The sequence below is a fragment of the Rhodococcus sp. SB1D genome (genome assembly GCF_048573875.1).
Classification (GTDB): domain Bacteria; phylum Actinomycetota; class Actinomycetes; order Mycobacteriales; family Mycobacteriaceae; genus Rhodococcus_F; species Rhodococcus_F qingshengii.
Genome location: NZ_JBMAIQ010000006.1, coordinates 298,540 through 316,442 on the forward strand (window position 1 = coordinate 298,540; position 17,903 = coordinate 316,442).

Here is a 17,903-nt window from a genome sequence, read left to right on the forward strand (position 1 = left end):
TACCGGGGTATGACACGACGGGCTCAAAAGATCAGGGTGCAGATGGGGGTCGTCCCCGATGGTGCCTGATGCGATCTCGCTTCAGAATTGAAGCATGACATTCGAAAGCAACACACCTCGCCCCTTCACCCGTTCCAACGACAAGAAAATGTTCGCCGGAGTGTGCGGCGGAATTGCAGATTACTTCGGCGCCGACGTAAATCTTGTCCGTCTACTCGCCGTTATCGCGGCTATTTGCACGGGTGGAACCGCGGCTTTGGTATATCTCGCCGCCTGGATGCTCATGCCGTTAGGTTGAGAATTCCGGCACTTGACATGGCGAGAATTACGCGCCGACAAAAGGTATTTCGGGGCCTACGCGCCAACACGAGCAGGCCCCGAAATCGACAATCTACTTGGCGGCCTTCAACTCTCCACCGCTGAGCGCAGCGAGGGCCTCGAGACCCTTGACGGCCAGGCCCCTGACGCTGCCCAACCAAGATGTTCAGTGGTTCACTTGGGACGAGCAAATGACGCCGATCAGAAAACTCAGGGAACGACAGGCGGCGTAAAGCTGAGGTGTCGAGAGATTATCGTTCGACCAACTCACGATTTTGGTCGGAAACTGCCTGCAGAAGCGCCGTGAACCCCACCCGCAATAATTCGATGTAGTGCTCGATATCTGGCATCGTCTCTCGCGAGACAATGACATTGAGCGTCAGAGAACCTCCACGCGCAGCAATGAGGAAGTGGCGCAGAATGTCTCCGTCGACCGGCGCCTGCCCGCCGAGAACTGCCACCGCCGGCGCACCTTCGAAGACATTGCCGTCGACCGATACCGGGACATTGCTGATCGTCGTGTTCTGAATGACCTTGTGCGAAGGGTCAAGCTTGTTGATCCGACGCGAGAGACCGGTGAGTCTGAGCAGAGCCGCGGGCGACGTTTCGATGCGTGTGCCGTATCGACGGACGGCTGGGTGCAAACTCCGCCCCTTTGCCATCAGCGCCGAATCCCTGATTCGTGTCAGCCGCTCGACCGGATCTTCGACGTCCGTGTGCAGATCGACCGTCAACAGCGCCAGTTGGTTGGCCGATTCCCATTCGGCGATCTGCCGCATCGATCGGGGAACCATCGCCGCCAACCCACTGCCTGATTTCTCGCCCTTCTCCGACAGGTATGCGTCGAGAGCGCCGGCGACGACGGTCAGGAAGATGTCGTTGACCGTCACGTCCGGAACGGCCGCTCGGATCGCTTTGATGTCTGCGCCGTCCAGCGTCAGGAAATCGATCGTGATGTCTCCGCCCAGCATGCCGTTGAATCGGGTCGGCAGGCGGTCGGCCGAGTACGTAGGCAGCTCTCCGGCCTCTTCCGCCTCCCGAACCGTCTCGGCCGCAACCTTTGTCACGGACAGACCCCGGCCGAAACGGATCGCCTGGCCGGGCAAACCCACGACCGTGCGCCCGATCAAATTCAGCGACGAAAGCCCCGAACCGGCACGCTTCGTCTCCGGCTTCGGCGGACCGGAGAACAGAAGGTTGGTCAGATCGCGGATCGCCAGACCGTCACCGGCCCCGTGGTGGGTCTTGAGCATGATCAGCGTCAGATTGCCCGGTAGCTCGTCGATCCCGTGCACTCCGGTCATGACGTGCAACTCCCAGGGCGGCCGGGACAAGTCCATCGGCTCACCGAGCGAGCGCCCGAGCAATTCACGAACCGGCGCCCACCCGGCAACCGGGGCACGATGGACGTGCACGTGATCACCGACGTCGAAATCGGCCGGGACCCAATAGGGATAGTCCAGATCCAGCGGAACTCGCTGGAGTCGACTCGTGAACAGTGGCCAGTATCCGAATCTTTCGGTGATCCACCGAACCGCGTCGTCGTGCGTCATCTCTGCGAGCGGATGGCCCGTCGTGTCGAAGAAGTAGGCGCACACCATGTGGCTCAGATGTCCGCCGGACTCGTTGTAGACGAACTCCGCGTCTCGCGGCCCCATCTGAGATACCGCGGCTGGCAACGAGTTCCGAAAGATCATGCATGCCCCTCAATTCCGACGCTGAACGAATGTCCGAATTGTAGCGAGCTGACATGCCGATCCTCTGGGTTCTGCTCGGAATCGTTGGGTATCACCGGATCCAGCAATCGGAAAAGGTGCCTGTGATTCCGATCGATCAGGAGGCAACCTCTTGGTTAGGTGAATCCGCAATCTGCATCGCGGCTGCCGCTGCCAAGTCATCGAAACTTGCCTCCCCCGCACGAGCAAAAGCCCGGCCCACCGAATGGTGGGCCGGGCTCCAGGAGCTAGGTGGAGATGGACTCAGAAGTCCATGCCGCCCATGCCGCCGGTCGGATCGCCTGCAGGCGCTCCGGCCTTCTCGGGCTTGTCAGCGACAACGGCTTCGGTCGTCAGGAACAGAGCCGCGATGGACGCTGCGTTCTGCAGTGCCGAGCGGGTGACCTTGACCGGGTCGTTGATGCCTGCAGCGAGCAGGTCGCCGTACTCGTTGGTCGCAGCGTTGAGGCCGTGACCTGCGGGCAGGTTGGAGACCTTGTCCGCAACAACGCCGGGCTCGAGGCCTGCGTTGAATGCGATCTGCTTGAGCGGAGCGGACAGTGCAACGCGAACGATGTTCGCGCCGGTTGCCTCGTCACCTTCGAGCTTGAGGTCGTCCAGTGCGGGAGCTGCCTGGAGAAGTGCAACGCCACCACCGGCGACGATGCCCTCTTCGACGGCTGCCTTTGCGTTACGCACTGCATCTTCGATGCGGTGCTTGCGCTCCTTGAGCTCGACCTCGGTAGCAGCGCCGGCCTTGATGACTGCAACGCCGCCGGCCAGCTTGGCCAGACGTTCCTGCAGCTTCTCACGGTCGTAATCCGAGTCGCTGTTCTCGATCTCGGCGCGGATCTGGCTGACACGACCGGCGATTGCGTCGGCGTCGCCGGCACCCTCGACGATGGTGGTCTCGTCCTTGGTGATGACGACCTTGCGTGCCTGGCCGAGGAGCTCGAGGCCTGCGGTCTCCAAGGAGAGTCCGACCTCTTCGCTGATGACCTCGCCACCGGTGAGGATGGCGATGTCGGCGAGCTGAGCCTTACGACGGTCACCGAAGCCGGGAGCCTTGACGGCAACAGACTTGAAGGTGCCACGGATCTTGTTGACCACGAGGGTGGAGAGAGCTTCGCCCTCGACGTCCTCGGCGATGATCAGGAGCGGCTTGCCGGACTGGATGACCTTCTCCAGCAGGGGCAGCAGGTCCTTGACCGTGGAGATCTTGGAGCTGACGAGCAGGATGTACGCGTCTTCGAGGACGGCTTCCTGACGCTCTGCATCGGTGGCGAAGTACGCCGAGATGTAGCCCTTGTCGAAGCGCATGCCCTCGGTGAGCTCGAGCTGCAGGCCGAAGGTGTTGGACTCCTCGACCGTGATGACGCCTTCCTTGCCGACCTTGTCCATAGCCTCGGCGATGAGCTCACCGATGGACGGGTCGCCGGCGGAAATACCGGCGGTAGCAGCGATCTGCTCCTTGGTGTCGATCTCCTTGGCGGTCTCGAGCAGGCGAGCTGTGACAGCCTCGACAGCCTTCTCGATGCCGCGCTTGAGGCCGAGCGGGTTCGCGCCGGCTGCGACGTTGCGCAGACCTTCACGGACCAGTGCCTGTGCGAGAACGGTAGCGGTGGTGGTGCCGTCGCCAGCGACGTCGTCAGTCTTCTTGGCGACCTCCTTGACGAGCTCGGCGCCGATCTTCTCGTACGGGTCGTCGAGTTCGATCTCCTTGGCGATGGAAACACCATCGTTGGTGATCGTGGGGGCGCCCCACTTCTTTTCGAGAACGACGTTGCGACCCTTGGGGCCCAACGTCACCTTGACAGCGTCGGCGAGGGCGTTGAGGCCTCGCTCGAGGCCACGACGTGCCTCTTCGTCGAACGCGATGATCTTTGCCATTGCGAAGTGATCCTCCGGATAGGGGGTGACACACAAGGTGACCGCTCGTCGGGTCACCTCATCGGCACAAGGCGACCGTTTGACCGGTCACCTCATTACACGGGCGACCGATTTGCCTGGTCACCCATCTACGCCTGTGGTCTAGTCAGTGCCCGCGACGGACGACCGGGGGTGTCTATGGTTCCCGGTCTCACTGCCTCGACCTGGCACTCACGGTTCGCGAGTGCCAACTGCATTTTTAGCACTCGAGCGTGCCGAGTGCAAGGTTGAGCCTCAGCCCGCGATGCAGAACTGTCCGTTACTCAAATTGACCGCGAACGAGAGCACTCCGACGCAGTCGACGCCATTGGCATCGGCTGTAGCGCCCGCCCCGTAACCGGCGATGGCGAAGGTGACATTTCCGTCAGCCGCCCCGGCCCGCGCGATACCGCCGCCGAGCGCGAATGCCTGCGCCTGACCGTTACCGCGAGACGCCCCCAGCGCGGTTCCGAAGCCGTTGGCATATGAATTGGAGTAGCCGTTGTCGGCGGCGACGCTCACTGCCGTACCGCTCTCGGCGGCACCGGCCTGCGCGCGGCCGGCTCCGACGGACTGCGCGCCGCAGCTCGCGGTCTCGGAGACCTGGATGTCATTTGCCGACGGCGGCGAGACACACGCGACGGGCGCCGCGGAAGCAGCTCCCGCACCGGTCAGCGCCAGCCCGGCGGCGAGCCCCATACCTACAGTCATCACAGCCCCTGTTCTCGCCAGGCGGCCCCCCAACCGACTACTGGAAATTCCGCTGACTCGAGAGTATGAGCGACGGAACCAGACTGACGAGATCAAGGGCATAGAAACTCCTTCGTGGAACAAGTTCATTGGATTCGGGCGCGAGAGTACCCGCTCGAGTGAAGTCCGTCACCCCCGCCTGGTCAAGCCTCGAGGACGACCCCGAGAAGGGCCGGGAGATCCGCGACCGAATCGATGACATGATCGGGCTTCTGAACCGAGAGGTCGAGCACTGTTTGCCGAAACTTGCCTGTGCGCACCAGAACTCCGGTCAGGCCGACCCGCTGCGAGGAGAGGACGTCCCCGATCAGATCGTCGCCGACCATCACCGTCGCCTCAGGTTCGACATGCATCAACTCCGTGGCTGTCAGGAACCCCGTGAGAGACGGTTTACCCACTGCGGCGATGTTTACACCCGCCACTTCCTCGAAGCCGGGCAAGTACGTTCCGGTGTCGATCCGAAGGCCGTCTACGGTCTCCCACATCATCCCGCGGTGCATCGCGACGACGGGCACTCCGGCGAGCAATAGTTCGAGCACTCGGCTCAGCGCCTCGTGGGTGAACTCCGGGCCGGCGCCGCCGAGAATCACGACCTCGGGATCGGCGTCGTCGAACTCGATTCCCTCGAGATCGGCGGACACGTCACCGTGATTGAGTACCCACGCCCTCGCGTCCGGGTACGTCGCCCGCACGTACTCCCCCGTGAGCCTGGCGGCAGTAACTATCTGGCTCGCCTCCACCTCGATACCGGCGTCGCACAACCCCTGCGCGATGAGTGTCGAACTGCGCGAGGTGGTGTTGGTCAGAAACCCACAGGCCAATCCGCGCCGCCGAACTTCGCGTACTGCTTCCCCTGCTCCCTCGATCGGCTGCCAGGACGTGAGCAGGACTCCGTCGATATCGAACAGAACACCTTCGATGTCGGCCATTGCACCAGCCTATATTCGCCATCGAGGTCCTGCCGAGGCGTCGAAACCCGAAATCCGTCCATCGCTCAGTAGGCTCCCACCCATGGACCTGCGCGACGACGACCTCTTCTCCGTTGCCGGTTCTCTGGCCGAATTGCTCGGCGCTCCCGTCACGATCGAGGACGAGAACTCGACGGTTCTCGCGTACTCCGGCGGCGAGCAGGCCGTAGACGAAGCTCGCATCGGCACGATCCTAGGTCGGCAGGTACCCAGCCGATTCCGCCAATTACTCTCCGATGCAGGAGTATTCGATCGGCTTCACCGAGAGAGCGATCCCATCTACGTCGACCTCGAAGACCCCGCGATCACGCCGCGACTGGTTATCGCAGTTCGCGAGAACGATCACCCCGTCGGCTCGATCTGGGTCGCACTGGCCGGAACACCGACGCCCACACAGGAATCGATACTTCGTTCCGCGGTATCTGTCGTGGCCGAGAGAATCGCCTCGGAGCGTGACCGGGTCGACAGCACACGTCGTCGCCAATCCCAGCGCGTCCAAGCACTGATCGGCGGTGGCGAACCCGCATTCCGCGCCGCCGACGACTTGCGGTTGGCAGGTCCGCTCACGGTGGTCGCGGTCGGAACCGTCACGGGACCACTGCCGGCGGGGTTGGTCGCCTCCTTGAGCTTGTACCTGGACACTCTGGCCGTCGACGCCGTGATCGCACAGTTGATCGACTCGACGTACCTTGTTGTCGGCGCTGACGAAGCGAACGCCCGCCGACTGTTGGAGGACTTCCTCAGCCGCGCCCGCACACGAGCACAACTTGCCGTTGCGGTGGGCCGCACCGTGAAATCAGCCAGCGAATGCCATTTGTCACGCGCCGACGCCGACCATGTTCTGGGCGCGCTGCGACACAACCGGTCCGGCGGGATTGTCGCGGGTATGAACGACACCTTGGCGTCGGTACTGGCCTTACATGTTGCCGACATATTCGACGGACTGAGCACCGCCACACCTATGCACGCCCTGGAAGGGTACGACCGTCGACATGGAAGCGAACTCGTCGCAACGGCCCACACCTTCCTCGACAAGGGCGGTGATGTCGCGAGTTCCTCCGCAGCATTGCATGTTCACCCCAACACTCTCCGCAATCGATTACGCCGCTGCAAGGAGATGTGCGGGGTTGACCTGAGCGACGCGGACACTCGACTGATCCTGATGCTTCAGTTCAAACTACGAAGTTCCTGAGCCGGCGAAGAAGGTATCGGAGCATCTCCCGTGCCGCTCCACTTTGGGGGGTATTCGACAAAATATCACCCAAAAGTATTAACGACCAGTCCGCCAAAAGTCATAATTACCGGCCACGATTCCCAAAACCCAGCAATTCGGCAATCATCAATCTTGCAATCTGGTTAGCGTTCCGCAAGATCTTCCTCTCACGGCCCAAATAGGCCATTTTGGTTGCCTGACCAGCACAAATGAAACACGTTTCAGTTTGGTTCTACAAATTCCTAGTCAAAGTGGACTTGCTCGAGCTAACCTCATTCCCGTCACGCCACATAAGACCCCGAACGCCACACGGATCTCTTAGCAGAACGATCGCAAGGGTCCGTGCACTAGTCGAACCTGCTCTTTGTGGAATGCAACAAGCATGCGCCGATGTACAAAAAGTCTTCCAGATCTATCGAAAGGATGGAACTTCATATGATCGCAATGTTCCTTCAAGCAACGGCTGCGTTGTTCACCGGATTACTGGACAATGTATGGAGCGGATCCCTAGTGCCCGGCATCGAGGGCGCCACCGGCTCGCTAGCCGGATTAATCGAGACCGGCTCATCGCAACCCTGATCCATTTCAGAACATCACCCAACGACAGGAGTAAACGATGGATCTAGGATCGATGGTGCCTTACCTCAAGGAACCGATAATTTTGCAGATCATTTCATTGCTCGTATACAGAGGCTCCATGGCGTCAGTCGACTTCGACTGGCAACCCCCACTCGGCTGACTTCAACAGAATTTCCTACCGTGATAAAAATCTACCGCAAGGAGCGTTAGCATAGTGGATACAGCAAGTATCATCGACGCAGTCACGAGCATTGATTCGCAATCATTGCTTCCCCCGTTCGTTTATGTGCAGGCAATAGTCGACGGCATCTTCAAGTCTATCTCCGCAGCCATCAACCTAATGGCTAGCGGTTCTGCAGGTATTGGTGGAAGCATTCAGACCGCCCTCGGCTCGACCGTTGCCCCGTAGTCGGGAGAGGAGACAATAATGTTCGATCTTTCAATGAGCTATCTGTCGGATCTGGTGGGATTTGGCTCAATCGACCTAGTAGGTACGTTCGCGAAGTATCTCAACACCCTGTCCGCGTACACGCCGACGCCGCTCTAAGGAAAGGTGATTTACAATGCTGCAAAGATATATCACCAGTTTGATCGCCTGGGCTACTGGGACCATAGAGTTGACCGGCCTGGGAAGTACCATTCTGCAGAAGTAAATTCTCTGGTGCAACTTCTCTACTCTGAACTTCGATGATCCCCGAGGCTCCAATTCGCCTCGGGGGTCATTTCGCGTTCCAAGCACGAGAGTTTTCCAGGCACGAGAGTTCCGGGCCACGAGAGTTCCGGGGCACGGACACTTTGATCCGGCACCCGCCACGTGAGGAGTTCGACATGAGACTGCCCAACCTGCTGGATGCGGCTGTCACACAGGTGAATCCGCGAGACGCGGACTTCGTCTACAACGAGTCCGCCGGCCACCTGAAGCATCTGGTCGGCGTGTACTTCTTCGAAACATCTCAGCACCCAGCCGCAGAATTCACGCAGGCGCAAGCCGTCGATTGGGTCACCGCCAGGCTCGGACACAATCGCATGTTCACCCACCGAATCCAGCACACGCCACTGGGACTCGGCCATCCGTACTGGGTTCCAGACCCCAACCTGGATGTGGGCGACCACGTGCGGGTCAACGCGATTTCCGAGCCGGGTTGGGCACCATTTCAAGAAATGCTCAGCGCCCTGCTGACCTCGAGAATGGATCTCAGCCGCCCACCCTGGGAACTGCACTTTTTCACGGGGATCGAGGGGCTTGACGCTCTACCCGGCAGGCTGACGGCGGTTGTGCTCAAGTCTCATCACAGCGCGGCCGACGGAATCGCGATCCGAATGCTGGGTGAAGCCATATTTTCGGATGCGCAACGGCCGAGGAAATCAGCACCTGCAATACGGTTCCTACGGGGACGTCTCTTCACGCGATCAGTGCTGAGTTTCCCCGGCCAACTTATCCAGTTCGCCAAGAGCATTCCGGGCAATCGGGCTGCTGCCCGTGCGGTAGTCGAGGCGAAGAGTGCTGGAGAATGGGACGAGTGCATCTACGAAAGTACTAGCACCCGCTTCAACTGCAAGGTAAGCGGGTCGGCATTGGTGGAGCCGATCATCCTCGCAGGCAACGAGGTTCGGCATGTGAAGAACGCAGTCCCCGGAGCGACTGTCAACGACGTCCTTCTGGCTGTGGTCGGTTGCGCGATGGCGCGATACCTTACCGAGAAGAGCGAAGCGCCTCGAGGTTCTCTGTTCGCGATGGTTCCGCGGTCCATGCGCAAGCAAGAGGAGTGGGAGTCCGCAAACCAATTGGTGAATCTGTCCGTGAACATGCACACCACGATCACGGATCCGCTGAAGAGACTCGCTCTCATCGCAGAGTCTGCACGCTCGGAGAAGGCCCGTACGTCCCACACAGCGGTCCGGCGGATGAGCACAGTGTTGGAGACCCTACCCGCTCCGATAGCGCGGTTGATGGCATATTCACGTCACCATGACGACTACAAGCCGGATGGGCCGCGGTATCAGCACACGATGGTGAGTAACATTCCGCTCTCGGTCAACGGACTGACCCTGAACGGGGCAACTGGCACTGCCGTACTCGCTAATCAAGCACCGGTCGACGGTGACGGGCTGCGGCACTTCATGGTAGCTGCGAGTGGCGGCAACCTAACGCTCAACGTGATTGCAGACGCCGCAACGATGCCAGATCTAGGCCACTACCTGGAGTTGCTTCGCGCGAGTTTCGAGGAACTGAAGGAAGCCGCAAAGACGCGTGAGCTCGAGAGCAACTCGACCGTCATCGCATCCTGATCCCTTATTCACCAAGACATTACGAGCCCGGCCTACCACTGCGGTAGGTCGGGATTCTTGTCGAGCGGGTAATTCTGCACGTAACTCGCATCCACATGGTCTGGAAGCGCCTCCCGGCACACACTTCTGGCACTCACGCACAAGACTACGCAAAACAGCGCTGCCTGAGTGGGGTGTCAGGCAGCGCTGTTATCACCGGGGTCCGGATTGACTATGGATGCAGAACGCCCGCACCCGAATTCAGTGCCGGGTAACTACCGGTCGCACCCACCGCATTGGCGGGAATGCATGAGGTCGGCGCACTGACTGTCCCGAAGATAGGCACTGACGCCTTCGATGTGAAACGGAAGTAATTCGCCGAGAAGTTATACATCTGGGCCGCGGTGCCCTGAGTGTCGAACTTCACGTCCAACGCACTGTTCCGAGTTTGGAAACTGATCTTCGGAAGCTGGTATGTCACGCCTACGCCGACATCCGCACCGTCCACGATCAGTTGCGATCCGGTATCGGTGAGAGTGACCGTGCCTGTGTAGCCCGAACCGGAACCGGCCACCAGTGCGGCCGATCCTGCGACGAACGTCGCTGGGTCATAGCGGTAGACAAGCCTGACGTCATCAATGCCGAGGAATGTGACACCCGAGACGCCAGAACTGCTGGGCGTCGTCGCTGAACCGGGCTGAAGGGTGTATGAATTTACCCCGGGCGTGGCATTCACAGTGACGTGGTTAGCCGTGACCGAGGTTGGAACTACCTGATCCACGGTCTGCCCAACACTTACAGCGCGGCACGCCTGGTTATAGCTCGTCACCGTCGTACCTGCAGTTGCCGACGCCGGTGCAACTGCTGCGAATACCATGCCCGCCGAAGCAGTTGCTACTGCTAGAGCGGCCACCGTACGTTTTGCCGTTGAAACATGCATATCTTCTACTCCTCATTCCCTTTCGGGATCGGTTTATAGCGTTGATAGCACTTCCCGCCAAAACGCAGTTCGAGTAAAGTTGAACTACTGCATTGACAGCCTCCGCATCACCGGAATTTTCGCGGCGAAGGGGAAGTCTTTGAGGCCGTGCGCAGCACGATAGGATTTGTTCACTACCGATGCACGACCGAAATCTTGACAACGGAGATTAGCGATACGACATCACCCGGGAATCATGTCTCGATTCCGAAAAAGATGACGTCCGACCGTGAGAAACCACCTCCAATCAGCTGGTTTGGTAGCACCCATTCCACTGGATGCTCACACCGAGCGGTAAGTTGGAACAGCTGATCGACGATTGAAGGCCATTCACGATTTGCCGTTTATGTGATGACCGTCACCATACCTCAATTACTAGAACTTGTAACAGTTTTTGAAAGAAATCTCTCGACAACTTGAAATGGCGCCCCCACTTACATCCAGGATTTGCACGCGACTAATACCAAGGAACTAACATTCAGCGAAACATTAATACTAAAGTATTAACAACGCAGCTCATTCGAGAGATGGTTAATACTTTAGTATTAATTCAAAAGTTCCAGCGCATTTACGAACCGACTCACTGTGATTCGCTTCCCAAGCGAGGGCTGTGCACTCGCACAACGCATTCCCCGAAGCTGTGGCCGAACGGCCAGTCCTTTTGCCGCCCCCGCGATTCATGCTTGGGAGAAGAGCCGGATGTGACCGGCGTCTCGGTTCGAGCAGAGTCTGTAGAAGGAGTGCGTCATGGGAACTCGTCAAAGCCCCGATCGTGTGGTCGTGGTCGGTGCGGGTGTTGTCGGATTGTCGACGGCCTGGTTCTTGCAGGAACGTGGAGTCGAGGTCACCGTCGTCGATCGCGACGGCGTCGCAGCCGACGCGAGCTGGGGCAACGCCGGTTGGCTGGCCCCCGCATTGACGCTTCCGCTGCCCGAACCCGCAGTGCTCCAATACGGCTTGCGCGCGATGCTCAGCCCGTCGTCCCCGGTGTACGTGCCACTCACCACCGATCTGAAGCTGATTCGGTTCCTGGTCGGGTTCGCGCGCCACTGCACGCCGTCGAAGTGGCAGGAAGCGATGTCGGTCTACACCGAGGTCAACCGAACAGCCTTGGGCGCGTACGACGAACTCGCCGACGGTGGCGTCAAAGAGCTGACCCGCCTGGCCGATCCTTTCCTCGCCGCGTTTGCGTCCGAGAAGGACCGACAGACCTTGGTGGACGAGTTCCATCACGTCGAAGCTGCCGGCGGAGAAGTCGACTTCGACCTCCTCGACTACGACGCGATTCACTCGCTCGAGCCTTCACTCGGCCAGGGTGTGAAAGCCGGTTTGCGTCTGCGTAATCAGCGTTTCATCGATCCCCCGTTGTTCGTGAACTCGTTGGCGGACGCGGTTCGTGAACGCGGTGGAGAAATCGTCAGCGGTTTCGACGTCACGCAGATCGACGATCGGGTCGGCGGAGTCACTGTTCGCAGTGCACACGGTGATTCACGCGACGGCGACGCCGTGGTCATCTCGAGCGGTGCCCGCTTGAACAAGCTCGCAGCACCGTTCGGTGTGCGCAAACTGGTGCAGGCCGGACGCGGATACAGCTTCAGTGTCAAGCCCGAGCACCTCCCCAAGAACCCTGTGTATTTCCCCACCCAGCGCGTCGCATGCACTCCGTTGCACGATCGCTTCCGAGTGGCCGGAATGATGGAATTCCGCAGCCCTGACGCGCCGCTGGATCCGCGCCGCGTGCAGGCGATCATCGATGCGGCCAAGCCGATGCTCAGCGGCATCGACTGGACTGCGCGGGAAGAGGAGTGGGTGGGATCACGACCGTGCACTACCGACGGCTTGCCGTTGATCGGAGCCACGAAGTCGCCGCGGGTGCACGTCGCCGGTGGTCACGGGATGTGGGGAATCGCCCTGGGTCCGTTGACCGGAAAGATGGTGGCCGACTCGATGACCGGCGCTCAGACGCCGACCGTCATGCGCCACTTCGATCCGCTGCGCTGACAGCCGGTTTCACCCACTTGTAGTACGCGCCCGTCAGCAGAACCAGCCATCCGGCACCGACGAGCAAAGCAACTCGGGTATCGGCGATGACGCCGAGCAACACGATGACAAAAGCCAGGAACACGATCGCGAAGATCTGACCGTACGGCCACAGCGGCACTGGAAACTTCAGTGCCGCTGTTTCGTCTGCACTCATCTGAGCGCGGGAACGGAACTGCGAGAGCAGGATCATGATCCAGACGAAAATCGTGGCGAAGGTGGCCAGCGAGGCGATGACGAGGAACACCTGGTCCGGGATCAGGTAGTTGAGCAGGACTCCCACCAACAGGGCACCGGTCATGATGACAACGGTCATCCACGGAACACCGTTGGCGGAGACTCTCTTCATCACCTGCGGGGCCTGACCGGCATGCGACATTCCGAACATCATGCGACCCGCACCGAAAACGTCGCTGTTGATGGCCGACAGGGCTGCGGTGATGACGACGATGTTGAGGATCGAAGCGGCCGTTCCCAATCCGAGGTTCTCGAAGATCTGGACGAACGGGCTGTTGTCGGAGTTGATGGCCTGCCACGGAATGATCGCCATGATGACGGCGAGGGTGCAGATGTAGAAGAGAATGATGCGCACCGGCACCGTGTTGACGGCTTTCCTGATGGTCTGCGCCGGATCCTCGGCTTCGCCCGCGGTGATACCGATGATCTCGGTGCCGCCGAACGCGAACATGACGATCGCGAAACACGCGACGAATCCGCCGAAGCCCGTCGCGAAGAACCCGCCGTCCGACCAGAGGTGGCTGATTCCGGCATCGGTGTCGTGAACGCCGAATCCGAACACGATGATCGCGATGCCGCCGGCGATCATCGCGATGATGGCGGTGATCTTCACGAGCGTGAACCAGAATTCCAGTTCGCCGAACACCTTGACGCTCAACAGGTTTATCGCGCCGATGAAGAAGACGACAGCCAGAACCCAGATCCATCTCGGTACGTCCGGGAACCAGAACTGCATGTACAGGCCGAAGGCGGTGACGTCGGCGAGGCACACGATCACCATCTCGAACGTGTACGTCCACCCGGTCATGAAACCGGCGAGTGGTCCGAGGTGCTTGTTCGCGTACTCGCTGAACGAACCGGAAACCGGGTTACGGACCGCCATCTCGCCGAGCGCTCGCAACACCAGGTAGACCGCGATACCGCCGATCAGGTAGGCCAGGAGCACCGACGGGCCGGCTCGTTTGATGGCCTCGGCGCTGCCGTAGAACAGTCCGGTTCCGATGGCTGATCCGAGGGCGATGAAGCGGATATGGCGCGCTGTCAGCCCTCGCTTGAGGCCATCCTGCGTCGCTGCGTCGCTGTTCACTTCTCGGTACTCCAGTCGGATGGATCGTCATACGTGCGCGAACCATTGTCCGCTACCACCGCGCGTGTTCCCGCACGACCCTGTTGGACGGCCGTACAGTGACCTGACACACATGGTCCATTGACGGATCGCTTACGATCGACAAAAGTGTTTGTAACTTTACGTAGCATCAACTCGACTGGAGAGACTGTGTCCAACACCCTCGAAGCAAGCATCGACATCGACGCATCACCGCAGGATGTGTGGGCAATCGTCGCCGACCTGCAGCGCATGGGCGAATGGAGCCCCCAGTGCAAGGTCATGAAGGTGATCGGCGGGACCGTGCGTGAGGGTGCCAAGACGATCAACGTCAACCGCAAGGGCCTGCTGGTCTGGCCGACGTCGTCGAAGGTCGTTCGCTTCGAGCCCAACAAGTCGGTGGCGTTCCGCATCGCGGAGAACCGCACGATCTGGTCCTACGAACTCGAGCCGACCGCTACCGGCACCAAAGTGACCGAGCGTCGCGAGGCTCCCACCGGAACGTCGAAGGTCTCGCAGTTCCTCGTCAAGACCGTCCTGGGCGGAAACGCCGACTTCGAGGTCGAGCTCGTCGAAGGCATGAATGCCACATTGAAGCGTGTGAAGAGCGAGGCCGAGGCGGCTGCACGCACCTCTGCTTGACCCTCGACCTGGTCGAGGCATCAGGATCCGTTCCATGGATCCCGTGATGACACAGATAGCGCAGGCACAAGAATTGGCGAGCTCCGGCGATCGAGCCGGGGCTCGCTCTGCGTTCGAGAAGGTGTGGGAAGAGATCAGCGCCGCCCCCGATGCGCTCCACATCGTCTCCCTCGCGCACTACATGGCCGACGTTCAAGACGATCCGGCTCAAGAGCTCTGCTGGGACCTGCGCGCCCTCGACGCTGCCGATTCGTTGACCGACGCGCGAGCCCAGGAACACCACGCATCGCTGCAGGTCGCCGGTTTCTATCCATCGCTGCACCTCAACCTGGCTGCCGACTACCGCAAACTCGGACGCGACGCCGAGGCCGTCGAGCATCTGACGAAGGCCGAGGCGTCGGTCGGCACACTCGCCGACGACGGTTACGGCCGGATGATCAGGGGCGCTATCGAGCGACTGCGGGCAGAATTGATCCGTGACCACTAGTTCCGCCCTCTTGACGATCGGCGAGATGTCCCGGGCGTCGGCGCTCCCGATCAGCGCGCTGCGGTTCTACGACAAGGAAGGCGTACTCGTCCCGCATTCCGTCGATCCGCACACCGGTTACCGCTGGTACACCGACGACCAACTCCGCGACGCACGCGTGATCGCCGGTATGCGGCGCGTCGGTGTTCCGATCCGCGACATGATGGCCGTCCTGACCGGACCGGAACCCCATTCGTGCCTCGACGCTCATCTGCGCAACCTCGAGGACGGTCTCGCCGACGCCCGGGCCGAACTGGGACGAATCCACCGCCTGATCGACGCGCTACCTATCTCCGGCGGCGTGGACATCGACTCGTGGGATCTACGACGCGCACTCGACGCCGTGCTGTTCGCCGTGAACGAGGAATCGGAGTTCCCGATACTTCGCGGCGTCCACCTCGACATTCACGACGGCGTCGCTGCGTTTGTCACCACTGATCAGTTCCGGCTCGCGGTCGCCGAGGTGAAAGTTCACTCCGCTCTGACGGTGTCCGCTGTCGTTCCCGTCACCTTCGCGCGATTGTTGCGCGACGTCGCCGGCGTCGTGACGCTGACTTTCTCCGCGCGCACGGTGACTGCGTCGTATCCGGGAGGTGAGGTGTCCAGCCCCCTGATCGAGGACGGAGAGTTCCCCGATCACCGAATCCTGCGCGAGCACCACAACGCCGTCGAACTGAGCGGCGACCACCTTGCCGCCCTGCTCAACGGCACCGAGGACAGTGCCGTCGTCAGCGTCGGCGAAGACGGTGGTGCCCGGGTGGATCCGGGCGGAACGGATCCCCGTGAGAAGTTCCGAGTACTGGTCGACCGGCAGCGACTGCGCGACGCCGCCGCAGCCCAACCGGGGCGGCAACTGGTGATCCGAGTAAGCGGTGCGACGCTCCCGCTGGCGATACGCACCGGCGACTGTGTCGGGTACTACTCGTACTTGATGCCACTACAGCCTGTAGGAGAGAAGGCGTTCACGTAATCTATGGATGCTCTACCACCCCGTACTGTCAGTGCGACCAGCAGAAGACCTACCGAGTAGTTAGAGGAGCCTGTGGCACGCCGACCCACACCCCCCGGAACCCCGCAACCCACCGGGATCGGACATATCGTCGATCTGGTTCGCCATGCGATTCCGCCACTTCATCCCGCCGGCCTGCCGTTCGTGCTGGCCCCGCTGGGAGTTGCAGCTCTGGGCCGCAACCGTAAGTGGGTGCGCCGAGCCGGTCTGACCACCGCCGCCGCATGCGCCACGTTCTTCCGTCACCCGCACCGGGTGCCGCCCAACCGCATCGGCGTCGTCGTCGCACCCGCCGACGGCGAGGTGGCGTTGGTCGACAACGCCGTTCCGCCCGCCGAGCTCAATCTCGGAAGCGAGCCGCGCCCGCGCGTCAGCATCTTCCTGTCGGTTCTCGACGTGCATGTCCAGCGCAGCCCTGTCGGTGGAACGGTCAAAGAGGTCGTTCACCAGGCAGGCAAGTTCCTCTCCGCAGATCTCGCCGACGCCAGCGAGGTCAACGAGCGCAACAGCATGCTGATCGAAACCGCCGATGGTCACGAGGTTGCGGTTGTCCAGATCGCGGGACTGCTTGCACGCCGCATCGTCTGCTACGCCGGTGTCGGTGACGTCCTGCCGATCGGCGACACGTACGGACTGATCCGTTTCGGCTCACGCGTCGACACCTATTTCCCCGCCGGAACCACACTCCTGGTCGAGCCGGGACAACGCACGATCGGTGCTGAAACAGTTATCGCGCAACTGCCGTGAAGACGCCGAAGATGAAGTCAGCCGTGAAGAAGCCGGGAGCAGCCCAACCCGGCGCGAAGATGCCCAAACGCACCCAGGCGGTGCGGTTGCTGCCGTCCGTCATCACCATCCTGGCGCTGTGCGCCGGGCTGTCCGCCGTCAAATTCGCTCTCGACGGACAACCCGGTACCTCGCTCGCGATGATCGGCGCAGCTGCCGTCCTCGATTCACTCGACGGCCGCATCGCGCGACTGCTCGACGCCACCAGCAAGATCGGCGCCGAACTCGACTCACTGGCCGACTCCATCTCCTTCGGCGTCGCCCCGGCCCTGGTCCTGTACGTGACCTTGCTGGACGGCACCAGCATCGGCTGGATCATCGCGTTGATCTACGCGGTCAGCATCGTGTTGCGACTCGCACGTTTCAACACCCTGCTCGACGACGACGACGTCCCCGCGTATGCACGTGAGTACTTCGTCGGCGTTCCGGCTCCGGCCGGCGCACTCATCGCCCTCACTCCCCTGGCCGCGACGGCTCAGTGGGGTGACGGCTGGTGGTCTTCGCACTTCGTCGTCATCGTGTGGACGCTCTTCTCGGCTGCACTGATCGTCAGCCGCATCCCGACGCTGGCGATGAAGTCGGTATCCGTGCCGCCGCACATGGCGGCCGGCCTGCTCGTCCTGGTGACGTTGGCTGCAGCCGCACTCATCACCTACCCGTACATCCTGCTGATCGTTCTCATCGCGATCTACCTGGTGCACATCCCGTTTGCCGTGCACTCGAAGCGGTGGGTGGCAGCACGTCCCGAAACCTGGGACATCAAGCCTTCCGAACGCCGCGCGATCCGACGCCAACCCAACGTCGGTGGCCGCCGCTCGGCCGCTCGTCTCGGATTGCGGCGACCCCGCTAGTCCACGACG

General features: G+C 61.1%; 15 protein-coding genes. 9 read left to right on the top strand and 6 right to left on the bottom strand.

Features of this window, described 5'->3' with window-relative positions; genetic code table 11:
• Positions 1 to 94: 94 nt before the first annotated feature.
• Positions 95 to 298, top strand: coding sequence for a PspC domain-containing protein (locus ACN50D_RS16385; protein ID WP_003941534.1), 204 nt, complete (start codon positions 95 to 97; stop codon positions 296 to 298).
• 271 nt (positions 299 to 569) lie between these two features.
• On the opposite strand, the gene ACN50D_RS16390 is transcribed toward ACN50D_RS16385, so the two are convergent.
• The 4 genes from ACN50D_RS16390 to ACN50D_RS16405 form a co-directional block, all read right to left on the bottom strand.
• On the bottom strand, positions 570 to 2,015 hold the full coding sequence (locus ACN50D_RS16390) for a wax ester/triacylglycerol synthase domain-containing protein (protein WP_007733729.1): 1,446 nt from the start codon (positions 2,013 to 2,015) through the stop codon (positions 570 to 572).
• 282 nt (positions 2,016 to 2,297) lie between these two features.
• Positions 2,298 to 3,923: a chaperonin GroEL gene (gene groL / locus ACN50D_RS16395; RefSeq protein ID WP_003941476.1), complete on the bottom strand. Its 1,626-nt coding sequence runs from the start codon at positions 3,921 to 3,923 to the stop codon at positions 2,298 to 2,300.
• Positions 3,924 to 4,196: 273 nt separating this feature from the next.
• Positions 4,197 to 4,754: a DUF6764 family protein gene (locus tag ACN50D_RS16400; RefSeq protein WP_039973364.1), complete on the bottom strand. Its 558-nt coding sequence runs from the start codon at positions 4,752 to 4,754 to the stop codon at positions 4,197 to 4,199.
• Between the two features lie 80 nt (positions 4,755 to 4,834).
• On the bottom strand, positions 4,835 to 5,620 hold the full coding sequence (locus ACN50D_RS16405; RefSeq protein ID WP_003941506.1) for an HAD-IIA family hydrolase: 786 nt from the start codon (positions 5,618 to 5,620) through the stop codon (positions 4,835 to 4,837).
• 82 nt (positions 5,621 to 5,702) lie between these two features.
• Between ACN50D_RS16405 and ACN50D_RS16410 the strand changes: the two genes are divergently transcribed.
• Both ACN50D_RS16410 and ACN50D_RS16415 read left to right on the top strand, forming a co-directional pair.
• A complete protein-coding gene (locus ACN50D_RS16410; RefSeq protein ID WP_007733721.1) occupies positions 5,703 to 6,851 on the top strand; it encodes a PucR family transcriptional regulator in 1,149 nt (382 codons plus the stop codon).
• 1,428 nt (positions 6,852 to 8,279) lie between these two features.
• On the top strand, positions 8,280 to 9,740 hold the full coding sequence (locus ACN50D_RS16415; RefSeq protein ID WP_058228005.1) for a wax ester/triacylglycerol synthase domain-containing protein: 1,461 nt from the start codon (positions 8,280 to 8,282) through the stop codon (positions 9,738 to 9,740).
• A gap of 211 nt (positions 9,741 to 9,951) precedes the next feature.
• Here the strand turns inward: ACN50D_RS16415 and ACN50D_RS16420 are convergent, their stop codons facing one another.
• Positions 9,952 to 10,455 (bottom strand): hypothetical protein, encoded by a 504-nt coding sequence (locus tag ACN50D_RS16420; RefSeq protein ID WP_042450431.1) that lies wholly within the window; start codon positions 10,453 to 10,455, stop codon positions 9,952 to 9,954.
• Positions 10,456 to 11,445: 990 nt separating this feature from the next.
• Here ACN50D_RS16420 and ACN50D_RS16425 point away from each other — a divergent pair.
• On the top strand, positions 11,446 to 12,699 hold the full coding sequence (locus ACN50D_RS16425) for an NAD(P)/FAD-dependent oxidoreductase (protein ID WP_007733715.1): 1,254 nt from the start codon (positions 11,446 to 11,448) through the stop codon (positions 12,697 to 12,699).
• Here ACN50D_RS16425 and ACN50D_RS16430 read toward each other — a convergent pair.
• Positions 12,671 to 14,062 (bottom strand): amino acid permease, encoded by a 1,392-nt coding sequence (locus ACN50D_RS16430; protein WP_007733714.1) that lies wholly within the window; start codon positions 14,060 to 14,062, stop codon positions 12,671 to 12,673. The genes ACN50D_RS16425 and ACN50D_RS16430 overlap by 29 nt on opposite strands.
• Before the next feature lie 189 nt (positions 14,063 to 14,251).
• On the opposite strand from ACN50D_RS16430, the gene ACN50D_RS16435 reads away from it, so the two are divergent.
• The 5 genes from ACN50D_RS16435 to ACN50D_RS16455 all read left to right on the top strand — a co-directional run bounded on the left by ACN50D_RS16435 (position 14,252) and on the right by ACN50D_RS16455 (position 17,894).
• A complete protein-coding gene (locus ACN50D_RS16435; RefSeq protein WP_003941500.1) occupies positions 14,252 to 14,722 on the top strand; it encodes an SRPBCC family protein in 471 nt (156 codons plus the stop codon).
• Between the two features lie 34 nt (positions 14,723 to 14,756).
• Entirely contained in the window at positions 14,757 to 15,209 is a 453-nt protein-coding gene (locus tag ACN50D_RS16440) for a hypothetical protein (RefSeq protein WP_007733713.1), read from the top strand.
• Entirely contained in the window at positions 15,199 to 16,218 is a 1,020-nt protein-coding gene (locus ACN50D_RS16445; protein WP_007733712.1) for a MerR family DNA-binding transcriptional regulator, read from the top strand. The genes ACN50D_RS16440 and ACN50D_RS16445 overlap by 11 nt, the downstream gene beginning before the upstream one ends.
• Positions 16,219 to 16,290: 72 nt before the next feature.
• Positions 16,291 to 17,004, top strand: a complete 714-nt coding sequence (locus tag ACN50D_RS16450) for a phosphatidylserine decarboxylase (RefSeq protein WP_007733711.1) — start codon at positions 16,291 to 16,293, stop codon at positions 17,002 to 17,004.
• Positions 17,005 to 17,063: 59 nt separating this feature from the next.
• Entirely contained in the window at positions 17,064 to 17,894 is an 831-nt protein-coding gene (locus ACN50D_RS16455; protein WP_029254795.1) for a CDP-alcohol phosphatidyltransferase family protein, read from the top strand.
• Positions 17,895 to 17,903: the final 9 nt, after the last annotated feature.